Source organism: Shewanella hanedai, assembly GCF_007197645.1.
GTDB classification, from domain to species: Bacteria; Pseudomonadota; Gammaproteobacteria; order Enterobacterales; family Shewanellaceae; genus Shewanella; species Shewanella hanedai.
This window is the reverse complement of sequence record NZ_VKGK01000007.1, coordinates 76,981-92,790: the sequence shown is the minus strand read 5'-3', so window position 1 is coordinate 92,790 and position 15,810 is coordinate 76,981. Positions and strand designations below refer to the sequence as shown.

Here is a 15,810-nt window from a genome sequence, read left to right as displayed (position 1 = left end):
CTTTATACCAATCTGTATAAGAAACAAGATAAGAGAGCAGCGAATGTGCGGTCGACTCAACATGATAGACGATCTTTTTACTCGAACCTTGATGCAAGATTTGGGCGTATCTAATCCCAATGAGATGCACTTCAATCGCTTTAAAATGCCCACAAATGAGATCAGCATCGTCAGGGAACAAAAGGGAATTAGGCAACTGCAAACCGCGACGTGGTGGTTACTGCAAGAGATTACTTATGATGGATTCAAACCCAGCCGATTTACCTCTTTTAATACCCGTTATGACAAGCTCAATCAGGTAGGAAGTGCCGGCTATACTCCCTTTCGTGAGCGTCGCTGTATTATCTTAGCTAAAGGTTTCGGAGAAACTGAAAAACGTGAAAACTCGACAGAGTATTATGATTTTATCGCCCAAGATTCAGCCATCAGCTTAGGCGGCTTATTTCAGGAATGGCATCATCCGAAAACCGGCGAACACACAGTCTCATGTTCAGTGATCACCAATCCCCCTCACCCAGATATGGAGCCATTCCACACGAAAACGAGCCCGCTTATACTGCCTCAATCGAGTGCAATTCAAGATGCTTGGTTAGACCCTAACAATCATCAGGTCGATATGTTTGAACATCTACTAAAGCCTGCTCTTCGACATAACTTCTTAGTTCAGCAAATTGAAAAGCCAAGTCTTTATAACCATAAAGGCGAAGCACTGCTGCTTCGCCCCTATGACGGCTAACTTTTTCTAACTAAAGAAAAAAACTAGTTAAAATACTTAATTAATTCTTGCTCTTGCGCTAGCAAGCTTTGATACAGAGTAAACTGATTCGCCGCTCGTTCTAGGTTATGATTTTCATGATGAATATTAAAATAAACGTCGCCATTAAGGTGATCAGTTAAGAATCGAACCCCGATCATCAAGCAGATAACCCGAGCACCTAACCATAGGCTTTTCTTCTCATCTTCACTCAATACTGAGCCAAGTTCGCTCAGGTATCCACGACAGATAGCGGCAAAAATGGGTTCACGCACATGCACATTATCAAGTACCTTAGAGTCTTCCTCTTCCGGAGAAGTAAAGGTGCGTACCATGTCACCAAAATCATACATTAGATAACCTTTCATGCAGGTATCGAGGTCAATAATCGCCAAGCTGCTCATGTCGCGCTTGTCGTATAACATATTGTTGATCTTAGTGTCGTTATGGCAAGTTCGTAACGGCAGTTTAGGTGAAAGCTCTGCTAACTCCTGCAACAAAGACTGCTGTGACAAAACTAGCTCGACCCAATCACGACACCCATCTAATCGATGTTGTGTGTCTTGAGCTACAGCCTGTTCGAGCAAAGTAATACGACCTGGAAGATGATGAAATTGCGGAATAACATCTTCAAGTACTGTCGCATCAAGATCGCTCAGCGCAGAGGAGAAATGGCCGAATGCCTTAGCGGCTGCAAACGCCTCCTCTTCACTACTCACCACTTCGATACTGTGACTATGAGGGAGATAGTTGATTGCACGCCAAAACCCCTGCTCACCAAGATCAATCGCGAGCTGTTGATCTTTAGTCCGAAGTGGACCAACAACCTGCAGTGCGTATTCATCATTGGCATGCTTATGAGCAAGATGGATCGCAATTTTATCTGCGTTTTCCACTAAGCCATGGGGTGTCTTAAATACGTCTGTATTTATTTTCTGTAATACCAGTTCGCCAGAGTCCCAGCGAACCAAAAAAGTTTCATTAATGTGGCCATTTCCTAAAGGAGACACACTTGCATCCAAAGCTGGGATGCCAAAATGCGGCAGGACTCGCTGCCTAACAAAATCAATCACTAATAACTCCATTATTCTTATTATTTAACAGCTCTAACAGCTTCTGCTTTACCCACACTGCGTCCTGAGGGTAGGTCACACCAAACCAAGATTCTTGAGCAGTTTTCACTCTAATGCATTTTTGACTAATCCCACCATCACCGATGCTGACTGTAGCCATACTATGTTGAACCACATCAGGGAGGAAACACTCAGATTTCGCTTCCTGACCATGGGCTGCAATAAAATGAATTAATTCCGCTTCAATAGCCAAAAATATATCAGGGGCAAAGCCCCAACAGGTCATAGACACTGGCACCGAAGGCGACAACACGCCTTCTTGTCCCTGACAGATCCCCACTAATCCTGAGGGGCTCTGTTGAATATCCGTCCACTCAGCAACACTCTGCAATTGGCCATCTTCAACTAAACAAACACCTCGATTTACGCCACCATGTTCAGACAAGGTCAACGACAAGGGATAAGCGACTAACATCCAATCGGTTTTAGATTCATTTAAACCGGAGAAAAGTAACTCAAAAGCGCTATCACCATAGTAATCATCAGCGTTAATCACCGCCATTCGACCTTTGACTTTATCACGAGCACACCAAAGTGCATGTGCAGTCCCCCAAGGTTTTAGCCTATGATTCACATCAGATAGGGTTGCTAATGCTGCGGGCGGAAGATCATCCATCGCCTGATAACAAAAATCATAACTAAAATCTGACGGGAGCTTTGCTGTTAGGCCTGCGGCAAAGATACCTTGCAATGCATCCTCAAGTTCAGGCCTTATAACTAACACCACTCTGGAGAACCCTGCTCGGCTAGCGGAGAGAATGGATAACTCAAGCATGGTTTCGCCGTTAGTGCCAAAACTTGCGAGTTGTTTATCCCCTCCAAAACGGCTACCCAAGCCTGCAGCCATAATCACTAAAGATAGCGCTTCATTTTTGATATTTGTTGTCATTCACTATAATCATCTGGTATTTCAGCCAAAACATGACTGTGGCTCGCATTGAGCCGTGCAGTTTAAAGAGAAAAGTCGTCTTTATCCAGCAATACATAACCTTAACTCAGCCCAAGTAGGGCACAAAAGCACCACTTTTTGCTAACGCAGACTGACTCCCTTTTAAGCTGAAGTTATAACCACATAATTTAAGGCTCCCTCTCAGGGCGACATCATGAATAATCTCTGCAGTATCAAGCGGTGTAAAGCGCGCTTCAATACTGGTGTCTGCCATCAGTTCGACCGATACAGGTCGATACTGGCTACCATTATTAAACACCAACTCCGCACAACTGTTATCACCCTTTGCAGTTGCTAGTGACCAGATAACACCGGGCTCATCGGCCTCGCCTAGCCAACGCATAATAAGTAACTCATCCTCTAGCAGGAGACTAAAGCCATCCGGCAGTCTCACTTCACTACGCTCAACGGACTCTTGGGGTGTATGTTCTATTGATGCCTGCTCAGCAGCATCTTCAGATGAGTCCAACATTGACCAAAGGCTGCTAAATACCATCAAGAGTAAACAACTTCCCACAACCCCAAATAGCAATTTTTGATTTTGCTTCGCCCAAACAAGCCAAAGTTCCAGTGTGACTCCCTTTTCAGGCTGTTGAGTCGATTCCGCTTGTAGATAAAATGGAGCGGCATACGCCTCGTCATAACCCACCTCTTCAGCATCAGGAGCTGATCCATCTATCGTCGGTTCGACTCTCGAATGACTTCGGGGTCTTTGCTGTGAAACTTGTGGTCCAAAGTAACCTTGAGAATAGGACTTGGCAGGATGTGAAGATTTTTGAAACGCCAGAAAGAGTGTGATTGAGACTCCAATAACCAGACTGATTAACGAAGCCATGACGCTTTCGTTAGCCAAAGAGAGCGAAAAAAGCATAAAAGGAGGTAAAGTTAATCCTGCAAACCAAGATTGTCGCTCAATATCACGAACTCGTCTTAATGCGCTCAAACCAAGAACAGGTAAGAGTAACAAAGCCAACAACAGGTTGCCTCCGCCAGCCCCTATCAACACAAACCCCAATAATAAAATCAGATAAAGCGAACCACTTATGGCTGTGAACCTCTGCCAATTGTCTCGCCCCTTCACACAAAAAAGAGATTTATACTGCATTAAATTCAATACCTAAGAGTTAATTCAAGGAGAAAGGATGAATAAATTAAGTACACCCGAAGCAGAAGTTGACCCACTGTTTTCAGGCGTAAAGACTAATCAAACCTTAGCTGAAGATACGTTTCAACCGCCAACAGACTAACTATTTTATTCGCCAAAGTCAGTCTCAGCATGACAATTCCTCTCTATAGACGCGAATAAATGCCCCCATTCTTCCCCCTACAACAAAAATAGCACAACTGACACTAGCGCCAACGGCGAGCAGGCTTGTATAATGAACGGCTCCCTCTCGGTATATTGGGAGCCACTTTCGTTTTAATCTTTTTTGGGTACTTAGCAAATGACCGCACGCGGAAATCTATTTATCGTATCTGCGCCAAGCGGTGCGGGTAAATCTTCACTCATATCTGATCTGCTTAAAGACAAGCCAGCAGATAAGCAAGTATCGGTTTCTCATACCACCCGCAATCCGCGTCCGGGAGAAATTAACGGTCAGCATTACCATTTCGTCACAGTCGAAGAGTTTAAGGCCTTAATCGCTGACAATGCTTTTTTCGAATGGGCTGAAGTATTCGGTAACTACTACGGCACCTCACGCAAAGTGATAGAGCAAACCCTGCATCAAGGTATCGATGTATTCCTTGATATCGACTGGCAAGGCGCTCAGCAAGTAAAAAAAGTGATGCCTGAAGCGATTGGTATATTTATTCTGCCACCCTCGAAAGTTGAGCTAGAAAAGCGCTTAACCGGTCGAGGTCAAGACAGCAAAGAGGTCATAGCCTCTCGTATGGCTCAGGCAACATCAGAGATATCACATTACGCTGAGTATGATTTCATCATTATTAACGATGATTTTGATACCGCACTTGGCGATTTTATCGCTATAATTCGCAGCCAGCGCCTAACTGGCGCTGGTCAAATTCATACTCAAAATGATATGCTTAAAGATCTATTGGCAGAATAGCTGCCTTAGTGTACAATTTTGCGTCATTTTTCATCCTAACACTGGAGTTCCACACATGGCTCGCGTAACCGTAGAAGACGCCGTAAACCAAATCGGCAACCGTTTTGATATGATCCTGGTTGCAGCGCGTCGTGCTCGCCAAATCGCCGTGCAGGGTAAAGACCCTATGGTTGAAGAAGAGAACGACAAGCCAACGGTTATCGCTTTACGCGAAATCGAACTTGGTCTAGTCACAGCAGATACTCTTGACGCCGATGAGCGCCAGACTGTTCGTGAACGTGAGGCTGCTGAAATAGCTGCTGTTGCTGCGATTGCTGAAGGTCGCAACAACAATATAATTTAAGGAGTGTAACCACTTGTATCTGTTTGAAGGTCTCAAAGAGTCTGCATCGGTATATTTAGAACCCGATCAGGTAGAATTACTCAAGCAGGCCTATCAGGTGGCGCGTGATGCCCATGAAGGTCAAATGCGCACAAGTGGTGAACCTTATATCACACATCCGGTTGCGGTTGCCCGCATCCTGGCCGATATGCGTCTCGATCATGAGACGCTTATGGCTGCACTTCTGCACGACACCATTGAAGACACCCCGGTAACCAAAGAGGAACTCGCTGAATTATTTAGTGAATCCATTGCCGAATTGGTTGAAGGCGTCTCAAAACTCGACAAGCTAAAATTCCGCGATAAGAAAGAAGCTCAGGCTGAAAACTTCCGCAAAATGATGATGGCAATGACTCAAGATATTCGAGTTATTCTGATCAAATTAGCCGATCGAACCCACAATATGCGCACCCTTGGGGCTTTAAGGCCTGACAAGCGTCGACGTATAGCGCGGGAAACCCTCGAAATTTATGCTCCTATCGCCAACCGTCTCGGTATTCATAATATCAAGATTGAATTGGAAGACCTTGGTTTTCAAGCTTATTACCCAATGCGCTATCGCGTACTTAAAGAGGTCGTAAAAGCTGCTCGTGGTAATCGTAAAGAGCTGATTCAGAGTATTGAGGCTGCAGTTCACACTCGCCTCGAAGACACTAAGATCCCCGGCACTGTAAAGGGCCGAGAGAAAAACCTCTACTCCATCTACAACAAGATGCGCAGTAAAGAGCTTCAATTTCAGGAAGTCATGGATATCTACGCCTTCCGCGTGATTGTTGACTCCATCGATACCTGTTATCGCGTCATGGGTGCCATGCATGGTTTATATAAACCGCGTCCAGGCCGATTCAAAGATTATATTGCCATTCCCAAAGCCAACGGCTATCAGTCACTCCATACATCACTGTTTGGTCCTCACGGCGTGCCCGTTGAGATCCAAATTCGTACTGAAGATATGGACCAGATGGCTGATAAGGGTGTAGCAGCACACTGGATTTACAAGAAAGGCAGCTCAGCAGAACAAGGCACAACGACACAAGTTCGTGCTCGTAAGTGGATGCAGAGTCTTCTTGAGTTGCAGCAGAGTGCGAGCACCTCATTTGAGTTTGTTGAAAACTTTAAGACCGAACTTTTCCCTGAAGAGATCTACGTCTTTACCCCTGAAGGTCGCATTTTAGAACTGCCGGTTGGCGCAACTCCAGTCGATTTTGCTTATGCCGTACATACCGATGTTGGTAATACCTGTGTCGGTGCCCGAGTTAATCGTCAAGCATACCCGCTTAGTCAGCCTTTGATCTCAGGTCAAACTGTCGAGATTATTACCGCTAAAGGCGCTCGTCCTAATGCGGCTTGGTTAAACTTTGTTGTGACCGGTAAAGCGCGCGCTAAGATACGTCAACTTCTGAAAAGTCTAAAAGAAGAAGACGCGGTTATCTTAGGTAAACGCCTACTTAATCATGCGTTGGGTGAAACCAAACTCGACATGATTGCGCCAGAGATAATCGACAAAGTAGTCAGTGAGACAAAACATAATACCCTTGAAGAACTACTCATCGACATCGGCCTGGGTAATGCCATGAGTATCGTGATCGCACAACGCCTTAAAGATGATCAGGCGCAGATCCCTCATGAGCACAAAGAATCCAACATGATGCCGATCCGTGGTGCTGAAGGCATGTTAGTCACATTTGCCAACTGTTGCCGCCCTATTCCTGGCGATGCAGTCATTGCCCATGTAAGCCCGGGTAAAGGTTTAGTCGTTCACATGGAAAGCTGCGCCAATATCCGCGGATATCAAGGCGAGCCAGACAAATATATTCCAGTGCAGTGGGACAACGCAGAAGGCGTCGAATTCCAAGCGAATTTGCGCGTGGAAATCGTTAACCACCAAGGCGCATTGGCAAAGATCACCTCTATCGTCGCCGCAGGAGGCGCGAACATTCACAACCTCAGCACAGAAGAGCGTGACGGCAGAGTTTTCTTAATCAATTTACGAATTTCGGTCACTGACCGAGTTCATTTAGCCAACGTGATGCGTCGTATCAGGGTGTTGCCTGAAGTATTACGTACATCCCGTAATCGATAATCAGATACAGTTAGGAGAGAGAGTTATGGCGGAAAAAAGCATCATAGCAACCGATAAAGCACCACAGGCTATCGGCACTTATTCTCAAGCAGTTAAAGTTGGCAATACTGTCTACCTTTCTGGTCAAATCCCGCTCGACCCAACAAGCATGCAGATCGTGAGCGATGAGTTTGCTGCCCAAGTCGTGCAGGTTTTTGACAACTTGACCGCTGTTTGTGAAGCCGCTGGCGGTTCGCTCAGTGACATCGTCAAGCTCAATATCTTCATGACAGATTTAAGCAACTTCGCCACCGTCAATGAGATCATGGGACGTTACTTTACTCAACCTTATCCAGCTCGCGCAGCAATTGGTGTAAAGCAACTGCCTAAAGATTCTTTGGTAGAGATGGACGGAGTGATGGAGATTTAACTCTTCCTCACCTTCATACTAGGGCGCTACGGCGCCCTTTTGTTATTACACCCAAACTCCCTGAAGAAATATTAGAAATTAGCCATGAGCCCAGAACGTTTTGCACGCATCAATGAGATGCTAGATAACCGCCAACCCGACCTCACTCTCTGTTTAGATCGTGTTCATAAGACCAATAACATCGCCGCAGTGATCCGCACAGCCGATGCCGTTGGTATCCATCAAATTCATGCGGTTTGGCCGGACATCGAAATGCGAGTTTCAGGCAATACCGCTTCTGGCAGCCAGCAATGGGTCAAAACAGTTAAGCATTATCATATGGATGATGCTCAGCAAGCGCTTCGCGCCCAGGGGATGCAAATCCTCGCCACCACATTTTCAGACAGTGCAGTTGATTTCCGCGACATCGATTACACCCGCCCAACGGCCATCATCTTAGGCAATGAACATGACGGTGTGAGTCCTGAAGGGATCGCTGCTGCAGATCAGCATATCATCATCCCAATGATAGGCATGGTGCAGTCGCTCAACGTCTCGGTGGCCTCAGCACTCGTGATGTATGAAGCTCAGAGACAAAGGCAAGCAGCAGGGCTTTATGGCACTCGAAAACTCGATGAAGCATACTGCCAGACAATGCTTTTTGAGCAAGGTCACCCAATCTACGCCAAGGCATGTCGTCGTAAAAATATCCCTTACCCTCAGGTCGATCACGAAGGGCAAATTTTAGCAGATGACCTATGGTGGGAAAAAATGCGATCCCCCACATATCACCCCCCTATCGAAGCTTAACGACTCTCTTCGCAACCCAAGACTAAATACTTGTCGAATAACAAGTTTCAAATATTTTTTAGGTTGGGTTCATTGGGCTGGTTTGGTATTTGGTTTGTTTGCTGAATACCATAGCTTCATGTTTACCTATCACCTGCCGTGGGCTTAAGTGCAAACACTTCTGTGACACGCCGCAAGTATGTCCCTATAGCCTCTACCACAGCGTCCTTGCTGTCGAAGGTCACAGCCGCGTTCACACCTGAATGTTTATCTCTTCGATTTAGACGTTCCGACTCACAACTCGAATTTGAACAGAAGTGTGTGAGTGCTAAAACTCTAGAAATAACGATTAAAATTTGAAAAAATATAACAATCGAATATACGACAATGCCCCATAACATAGACCGTGAGCAATACGGGCACAATTTGTTGCCCCTTATTATTTTGCAAACAACATGAAAGCTTTAACAACTTCCTAGAAGTTCTTCACTTTAAATACATTAAAAATTTATACTTAGCCTTTCTAGATGAAGACCTCTCCAGCTTTCGTAGCATGACCTTAACCCCCACTTTTATAGGTACAGATCGAGGTAATGTTACTTTTATTATTCGATCGTCATTTTCCACTCTGATGTGCAAATAGTTCGTATGTCCTTCATCATGCAACAGAGTATGCCTATTAATTGAAACACCAATTACATTCGAACCTTTAATTGAGCTAGGGTCTATTAACGAATATATTAAAAAACAACAAACGGGAAACACAACCAAAAATAAAATGATCTTTACTAATTTGTTTTTTCTTAACTCACTATCTAAACGAGACTTTATTTCAGTTCGCATAATTTCCTGTCCTTAACCTCTTACTATTTATGCATTGCGCTGTCTTCAAAGCATAAATCGCTTGTTGGGCTACCCGCAGCCTAGTCCAGATTCATTCGTACACTTCATGCTATAGGCATTTACATTTTTTGATATTGGCTTTGGACTTTAGATCTGTTCGATAACTGATATTGAGTAGATGATAAGTTTCATTCAACTTCCTTTGTCATACTTGTGTTCCTACACATATTTTTGAGTCTAACGGACTAAAACAGAATTTACTTGCCACCCACAATAAGTCAATAACATAGCGAGCCTGCGGCGAGCTTTCAACTCTGCTCGTAGCTAAAGCAGGGAAACCACCGATACATCAGCAATTAAATACTCTCTCAATAGTGGAATTGTCGCTAATTTGGTTTAAACAGTGACTGACAGCGGTAGTTAACTCAAGCTGTTGAAGGGCTTAAGTTTGAAGAAGGGCTTTCTTAGGAAAAATTCGAAGGCTAAAACTTCCACCACGGAGGACACTGAGGGCCACGGAGAAATGCTAAAACAAAATACAAAATCACAAGCCAAACCGAAGCGCAGCACAATAACGTCCCTGTTTAACAGCCAGTTCTACAGTCCCTGTATCTCGTTCATAAACTTATGGCTTCGCCATATTCACCGTGGTGAGAACAAGCTTTTGTCTTTTAGCTAAACAATTCAAACAAAGACTATTCACCACGGAGAAGTACAAAACAAAGTACAGCATCACCACCCTAATTCCAACTCAGCCAAATGAACCAAACCAGAAAATGTAATCAAGCCTTCATTCGAAGGCTGACACCACTTTTACAATGATTCTCCTCACAGTTATTCAAACAATTTGTTTTAGATCACATTTTTCGACATAATCAATGTGTTGATACCCATTGGTATTTCTCAATCGTTTGAAAATAAAAACTAAAATGAAACATTCCCGTTAAGAGAGTCACTAATTAAATCATGGAGTCGCTGATGGAATCGACAATTAAAACCCCAGTAGAAATGTTATCTCAGTGGGTTGAAAAGCAAGGGGATAGCACCTATCTCAGACAACCCATCAACGGCCAATACCAAGATTTTACCTGGCGCGATGTGCAACAACAGATGCAAAAAATCGCTGGGGCATTACGCCATTTAGGCCTTGAACCCGGTGACAAAGTGGCTGTGCTTTCAAAGAATTGCGCCGAATGGTTTATTACCGATCTCGCCCTGATGCATGGCGGCTACATCAGCGTACCTATTTACCCTACAGCCAATGCCGACACCATACGTTATGTGCTTGAGCACAGCGAAGCGAAAGCCATCTTTATCGGCAAGCTGGATTACTGGGCAGACCAAGAAGCCGGCGTGGGCGGCGATATTCTCAGAATGGCGATGCCCTACGAGACCATGCCAGCTCAATACTCATGGAGCAGCCTACTTAAGCTAGGTCAGCCATTAATCGATGCCCCTTTTGCTTTACCAGAGCAGATGATGACGCTCATCTACACCTCCGGTTCAACTGGCAAGCCTAAAGGCGCCATGCTGACATTTTCCAGTTATGGCTGGACATGTCAGGCGGTAGTTCGCGATCTGAACACTGATGTCGAAGACAGGCTGCTCTCCTATCTGCCGCTCGCTCACATCACTGAGCGTGTCGCTATGGAAGGTTCCTCTTTCTATTCCGGTAGCTGCGTCGCTTTTGTCGAGAGTTTAGATAGTTTTGTCGCCGATGTGCAGCGAGCTCGCCCTACTGTCTTCTTTTCAGTGCCACGTCTTTGGAGTCTGTTCCAGAAAAATATTATCGATAAAATCGGCTACGATAAGCTTAATTTCCTGCTTAAGTTGCCAATCGTCAGCGGCATAGTGAAAAAGAAAATCCATGCAGGACTCGGGCTTGAACATTGCCGTCTGCTTGGTTCAGGCTCTGCCCCTATTCCACCTTCATTGATCGCTTGGTATCACAAGATAGGGCTCAATATCAGTGAAGCTTGGGGAATGACAGAAAACAGCGCCTACTCAATCATTAACTTTCCGTTCGACGCCAGTAAGATTGGCACCGTGGGTCGTGCTGTCGAAGGTTGTTCAATTAAACAAACCGAAAATGGGGAGTTGTTGGTTAAGAGTCCTGGTTTGATGACAGGCTACTACAAGCAAGATGAGGTGACAGCCGCTTCATTTGATGAAGAAGGGTATTTCCGTACCGGCGATCTCTGCTCTATCGATGCCGATGGTTGCGTGACGATCACTGGGCGCGTTAAAGATAATTTCAAAACGTCTAAAGGGAAATATGTCGCCCCTGTACCGATTGAACGTAAGCTCGCCCAAGACCCTCATATCGAACTGTTATGCGTAATAGGCTCAGGTCTCCCTCATCCGATTGCCCTAGTGCAACTATCCGAGGGCGCGAAGTTACAGCCTAGAGAAGAGGTGCGCAGTTCACTCAAAGCCACACTCGATAGTATCAATCCAAACCTTGAATCCCATGAAACCATTGATGCCATCATTGTCGTCACTGAGCCTTGGGACGTAGATAATGATATACTCACGCCAACATTGAAGATTAAACGTCATGTTTTAGAGAAAAAGTTCAGCGATATCTCCGATGGCATTCGTGGTGGTAAAATTCGCTGGGAATCGGAGATTTAAGTTCTAGATTCTAGTAAGTCGTTAATTTTAAAGCACGCTTCAAGCGTGCTTTCTTTTTAGCTTTTTTAAATGATATCTTAATGAATTAAGATTAATGCCGCTTGTGCTTAAGTTTGTTGCCTTGTCATAAAAAATCCTTAAGCTAGCGTATCCAAAATTCTATCCCCCTTAATTAGATGGACCAAAAATGTTAATTTTACTCTCTATTGTCGGTGGCTTTGTCATCCTAACTTTAGGAGCTGAAGCCTTAGTTCGTGGTGCCAGCGCAATCGCCCTAAAATTGGGAATAACGCCTTTAATCATAGGCTTAACCATTGTTGCTTTCGGTACAAGTGCACCTGAGTTAGCCGTAAGTTTAAAGTCTGCTATCGCTGGTAACAGCGGTATTGCATTAGGCAATGTTATCGGCTCAAACATCGCCAACATTGGTCTTATTCTGGCTATTACAGCCTTAATTCGTCCCATTCAAGTGCAATCACAAATGGTGAAGCGCGATATACCAATCATGATCGCTGCCACTATGCTGTTTTGGGGACTATTACTTGATGGTGGACTCAGTTTCTGGGACGGCGCATTGCTCACCAGCTTATTAGTCGGCTATTTAAGTTTCAGCTATATCAGTAGTAGAAACAGCGGCGAAAGCGAAGAGCTAGATACCAGCCCACAAAACCCGATGCTCTCAGTTCTCTTTATCATTATCGGCATAAGTATGTTGGTGGGTGGCGGAATACTGTTTGTTGATGGTGCTGTTGAACTGGCTAAAACCTTCGGGATCAGCGAAGTCATCATCGGCTTAACGATTGTGGCTATCGGTACTAGCATGCCTGAACTTGTGACCTCTGTTGTTGCCGCTCGCAAAGGTCAAAGCGACATTGCTATCGGTAATATCGTCGGTTCAAACCTATTTAATATTTTGGGTATTTTGGGTGTTACCGCCCTTATCCACCCAATCGCAGCTGCTGGCATTCAAGATTTTGATCTGCTTGTTATGTTACTGCTTGCACTACTGGTTCTGCCTTTTGCTTGGACTGGCTTTAGGATCGGCAGACGTGAAGGTGCAATCCTTTTAGTCAGCTATCTTGCTTATATCGGTTACCTGGTCGTTCAAGCCTCTGCGTAAATACACTCGTTACAGCTACTGTTACAGTTACAGTTGCAGCTCAATCTCTAAAAAGCCACCGACACTGCTCGGTGGCTTTTTTCATTCTGTAAGTTGAATCGAAAGTGACATTTGTCATGCCGATCTCATGACCTTTGTATCTGCAAAAATCCCTTAGCAATCTCCATAATTGTTCTGTACCCAACAAAAGGAGATTGACATGAAATTAACGATTCTTATCACCACTATAGCACTTGTTTCAGGACTCACTCACGCTAATGAGATCCCGGCCATTGATGCCGCTTCTAATACGATGAACCTAACAGCCCTTCACAAGCTAAGTCAGCAAACCCAAGGTTATGATCAAGCCTATGCTAACTATCGTCTCGCCATAACGGCCAACATACTCGGTCAGCGCGATACTGCGGTCAACGCTTTAACATCGGCTCAATCGACACTTGAGAACCTCAGCCAAACAGATGCTGACAACTTAGCTCTACTGGCGTCGGTTTACGGTATGCAGATCGGGCTTGATAGTATGCTTGGCGCAAGTTTAGGCCCTAAACTTGGACAAGCACTCGCACAAGCACAAGAGCTTGAACCTTATAATCCACGCGTCGTGCTAGTAGAGGCAATATCGGCATTCAACACACCAGTAATGTTTGGTGGTAGTATGAAAAAGGCACTGGATTTAAGTACTAAAGCGATAGAGCTTTACAGTAATCCCTGTGACGACATCTGCTGGGGACATGCAGAAGCCTATACTTGGCGTGGATTGGCAAAGCAGAATATGGGCGATGCACAGGGCGCGATTGCCGATTGGTTGGCAGCTATCGAAATACAACCGGACTACGGCTGGGCAAGTTTCCTTCTGCAACAGAACGTAGCAATGACCAACTAATCAAGCCTCTTCGAATGCCGCTTAGCTTTCAGTTAAGCGGCTTTGACAGTAATACCAATTGTTATAAGCTATACGGACAACAATCATGAACGAGACTAATGTCGCCTCAAAGGAACCGGTTCAAACGACGGAAGATAAATTTTCTTGGATCTATCTCGTCAATCTGGTTTTCTATTTTATCCCCCTAGTCCTCAATGAGATGCCTGCGTGGAAAATAGGCTTAAGCCTGTTGGTCTTAATCCCTTTTATCTACTGTTATTTCTGGGCATATCGCAGCCCGAAAGATAAAGCTATTTACCCTATACTATCAATGATCGCCATAGGCTCCTTGATAACCCCCATTAATCCAGGCTCATTGTCGCTATTTACGTTTGCAAGTTTCTTTATTGGGTTTTACTACCCATTAAAGAGAGCGTTATTAGGCTTTTTAGCCTTAATCGTGCTCTTGGTCTTACTCAACCTCGTTATCGGGTTCAATTATTACTATTTTGTGGGTTACGGTAGCATGCTCATCGCCAGTATTGGCCTCATCGGTATCGCAAGACGTAAGCAAGTCGAAAATCTGTCCAGTGAGCGCCGTAGTCAGGCTGAAATCAGCCAACTCGCCACGATGCTGGAGCGAGAAAGAATCGCCAGAGATCTGCACGACATCATGGGCCACAACTTATCCAGTATCTCACTTAAGGCAGAATTGGCGGAAAAACTCTTGGAAAGAAATGAGTTAGCCCAAGCACAAGTACAACTCAAGGAGTTAAATGAAATAGCCAGAGGCAGCCTAAGCCAGATACGCCAAACCGTCTCTGGATATAAACATAAAGGGCTGACATCCAGCGTCATGCTACTGTGCCAAACGCTACGTGATAAAGGCTTAAGCGTAAGTTTAGAAGGTGATATACCGCAGCTAACACCACAAGTTGAAACACAAATCATCTTAAGTTTAACCGAGCTGTGCAATAACATCATCCACCACAGTCAGGCAGACATTTGTACTATAAGTTTTATTGAATCTGAAACAGAGATCTGTATTAATGTGACTGATAACGGCAAAACAGACACTATCGAAGAGGGCAATGGTTTAAGCGGGATTAAAGAGAGGCTAACTGAATTTCAAGGTAGATTAGATTACTCTTTAAATCAGGAGTGCCGTTTCAGCATCACATTGCCCAAACAAGGAAACCTAGACCAATGAGAATCTTATTGGCAGAAGATCAAGCCATGGTCAGAGGTGCACTGGCCGCTTTGCTCAGCTTAAATGACGAGTTCGACATCACACAAGCATGCGATGGCGATGAGGCGTTGGCTTTGCTGAAAACCCAAGAGTTTGACCTGCTGCTGACTGACATTGAGATGCCAGGACTCACTGGGCTCGAACTTGCTCAGTGGTGTCAGAAACAGGACTCCCCTATCAAGGTCATCATTCTCACCACTTTTGGCAGAGCAGGTTATGTCAAACGCGCCATCGAATCTGGCGCAGGGGGATTTCTGTTAAAAGATGCTCCCTCTGAGAGCCTCACTCAAGGGATAAAACAAGTGATGGCAGGAAAGCGGGTTATCGATCCCGAACTTGCGATCATGGCGGTCGGCGAACACGATCCGCTTAATGATAAAGAGCGCAAAGCACTGCGGCTCGCCAGCGAAGGAAAGAGCACAGCTGAGATAGCCGCTTGTCTTTTTATCGCCGAAGGCACAGTGCGCAATTATCTATCAGAAGCTACGAGTAAACTCAATGGTTCTAATCGAATCGATGCAGCACGAATAGCAAAGCAAAAAGGCTGGTTATAACCTA

At 44.9% G+C, this 15,810-nt stretch carries 14 protein-coding genes; 11 read left to right on the top strand and 3 right to left on the bottom strand.

What is annotated here, in order from left to right; translation table 11 throughout:
* Window positions 1-43 precede the first annotated feature (43 nt).
* Window positions 44-736, top strand: a complete 693-nt coding sequence (locus FN961_RS07900) for an SOS response-associated peptidase family protein (RefSeq protein WP_143564011.1) — start codon at window positions 44-46, stop codon at window positions 734-736.
* A gap of 23 nt (window positions 737-759) precedes the next feature.
* On the opposite strand, the gene FN961_RS07895 is transcribed toward FN961_RS07900, so the two are convergent.
* From FN961_RS07895 to FN961_RS07885, 3 genes are all read right to left on the bottom strand, one after another.
* Window positions 760-1,827 (bottom strand): phosphotransferase enzyme family protein, encoded by a 1,068-nt coding sequence (locus FN961_RS07895; protein WP_143564010.1) that lies wholly within the window; start codon window positions 1,825-1,827, stop codon window positions 760-762.
* Window positions 1,820-2,776, bottom strand: a complete 957-nt coding sequence (locus tag FN961_RS07890) for an NTP transferase domain-containing protein (protein ID WP_143564009.1) — start codon at window positions 2,774-2,776, stop codon at window positions 1,820-1,822. Before FN961_RS07890 ends, FN961_RS07895 begins: the two co-directional genes overlap by 8 nt.
* Before the next feature lie 106 nt (window positions 2,777-2,882).
* On the bottom strand, window positions 2,883-3,941 hold the full coding sequence (locus FN961_RS07885) for a DUF805 domain-containing protein (RefSeq protein ID WP_143564008.1): 1,059 nt from the start codon (window positions 3,939-3,941) through the stop codon (window positions 2,883-2,885).
* Window positions 3,942-4,281: 340 nt separating this feature from the next.
* Between FN961_RS07885 and gmk the strand changes: the two genes are divergently transcribed.
* The 10 genes from gmk (at window position 4,282) to FN961_RS07830 (ending at window position 15,806) form a co-directional block, all read left to right on the top strand.
* Window positions 4,282-4,905, top strand: a complete 624-nt coding sequence (gmk, locus tag FN961_RS07880) for a guanylate kinase (RefSeq protein ID WP_143564007.1) — start codon at window positions 4,282-4,284, stop codon at window positions 4,903-4,905.
* A gap of 55 nt (window positions 4,906-4,960) precedes the next feature.
* Entirely contained in the window at window positions 4,961-5,248 is a 288-nt protein-coding gene (gene rpoZ, locus FN961_RS07875; RefSeq protein WP_143564006.1) for a DNA-directed RNA polymerase subunit omega, read from the top strand.
* Between the two features lie 13 nt (window positions 5,249-5,261).
* Window positions 5,262-7,370, top strand: a complete 2,109-nt coding sequence (spoT, locus tag FN961_RS07870; protein ID WP_143564005.1) for a bifunctional GTP diphosphokinase/guanosine-3',5'-bis pyrophosphate 3'-pyrophosphohydrolase — start codon at window positions 5,262-5,264, stop codon at window positions 7,368-7,370.
* 25 nt (window positions 7,371-7,395) lie between these two features.
* A complete protein-coding gene (locus FN961_RS07865; RefSeq protein WP_143564004.1) occupies window positions 7,396-7,779 on the top strand; it encodes a RidA family protein in 384 nt (127 codons plus the stop codon).
* 84 nt (window positions 7,780-7,863) lie between these two features.
* Entirely contained in the window at window positions 7,864-8,568 is a 705-nt protein-coding gene (gene trmH, locus FN961_RS07860) for a tRNA (guanosine(18)-2'-O)-methyltransferase TrmH (RefSeq protein WP_143564003.1), read from the top strand.
* 1,800 nt (window positions 8,569-10,368) lie between these two features.
* Window positions 10,369-12,024: an AMP-binding protein gene (locus FN961_RS07850; RefSeq protein ID WP_143564001.1), complete on the top strand. Its 1,656-nt coding sequence runs from the start codon at window positions 10,369-10,371 to the stop codon at window positions 12,022-12,024.
* A 187-nt stretch (window positions 12,025-12,211) separates the two neighbouring features.
* Window positions 12,212-13,144, top strand: a complete 933-nt coding sequence (locus tag FN961_RS07845) for a calcium/sodium antiporter (protein ID WP_143564000.1) — start codon at window positions 12,212-12,214, stop codon at window positions 13,142-13,144.
* Window positions 13,145-13,343: 199 nt separating this feature from the next.
* Window positions 13,344-14,024: a tetratricopeptide repeat protein gene (locus FN961_RS07840; protein ID WP_143563999.1), complete on the top strand. Its 681-nt coding sequence runs from the start codon at window positions 13,344-13,346 to the stop codon at window positions 14,022-14,024.
* Window positions 14,025-14,109: 85 nt separating this feature from the next.
* Window positions 14,110-15,213, top strand: coding sequence for a sensor histidine kinase (locus FN961_RS07835; protein ID WP_143563998.1), 1,104 nt, complete (start codon window positions 14,110-14,112; stop codon window positions 15,211-15,213).
* Window positions 15,210-15,806 carry a response regulator transcription factor gene (locus tag FN961_RS07830; protein WP_143563997.1) on the top strand — a complete coding sequence of 199 codons (597 nt, stop codon included), beginning with the start codon at window positions 15,210-15,212 and terminating at the stop codon, window positions 15,804-15,806. Before FN961_RS07835 ends, FN961_RS07830 begins: the two co-directional genes overlap by 4 nt.
* Window positions 15,807-15,810: the final 4 nt, after the last annotated feature.

What these genes read in the sequence shown, in the direction of transcription:
- FN961_RS07900 (WP_143564011.1), top strand. Translation starts at nt 44, where the DNA reads ATGTGCGGTCGACTCAACATGATAGACGATCTTTTTACTCGAACCTTG.
- FN961_RS07890 (WP_143564009.1), bottom strand. Translation starts at nt 2,776, where the DNA reads ATGACAACAAATATCAAAAATGAAGCGCTATCTTTAGTGATTATGGCT.
- FN961_RS07885 (WP_143564008.1), bottom strand. Translation starts at nt 3,941, where the DNA reads ATGCAGTATAAATCTCTTTTTTGTGTGAAGGGGCGAGACAATTGGCAG.
- gmk (WP_143564007.1), top strand. Translation starts at nt 4,282, where the DNA reads ATGACCGCACGCGGAAATCTATTTATCGTATCTGCGCCAAGCGGTGCG.
- rpoZ (WP_143564006.1), top strand. Translation starts at nt 4,961, where the DNA reads ATGGCTCGCGTAACCGTAGAAGACGCCGTAAACCAAATCGGCAACCGT.
- FN961_RS07865 (WP_143564004.1), top strand. Translation starts at nt 7,396, where the DNA reads ATGGCGGAAAAAAGCATCATAGCAACCGATAAAGCACCACAGGCTATC.
- trmH (WP_143564003.1), top strand. Translation starts at nt 7,864, where the DNA reads ATGAGCCCAGAACGTTTTGCACGCATCAATGAGATGCTAGATAACCGC.
- FN961_RS07850 (WP_143564001.1), top strand. Translation starts at nt 10,369, where the DNA reads ATGGAATCGACAATTAAAACCCCAGTAGAAATGTTATCTCAGTGGGTT.
- FN961_RS07845 (WP_143564000.1), top strand. Translation starts at nt 12,212, where the DNA reads ATGTTAATTTTACTCTCTATTGTCGGTGGCTTTGTCATCCTAACTTTA.
- FN961_RS07840 (WP_143563999.1), top strand. Translation starts at nt 13,344, where the DNA reads ATGAAATTAACGATTCTTATCACCACTATAGCACTTGTTTCAGGACTC.
- FN961_RS07835 (WP_143563998.1), top strand. Translation starts at nt 14,110, where the DNA reads ATGAACGAGACTAATGTCGCCTCAAAGGAACCGGTTCAAACGACGGAA.
- FN961_RS07830 (WP_143563997.1), top strand. Translation starts at nt 15,210, where the DNA reads ATGAGAATCTTATTGGCAGAAGATCAAGCCATGGTCAGAGGTGCACTG.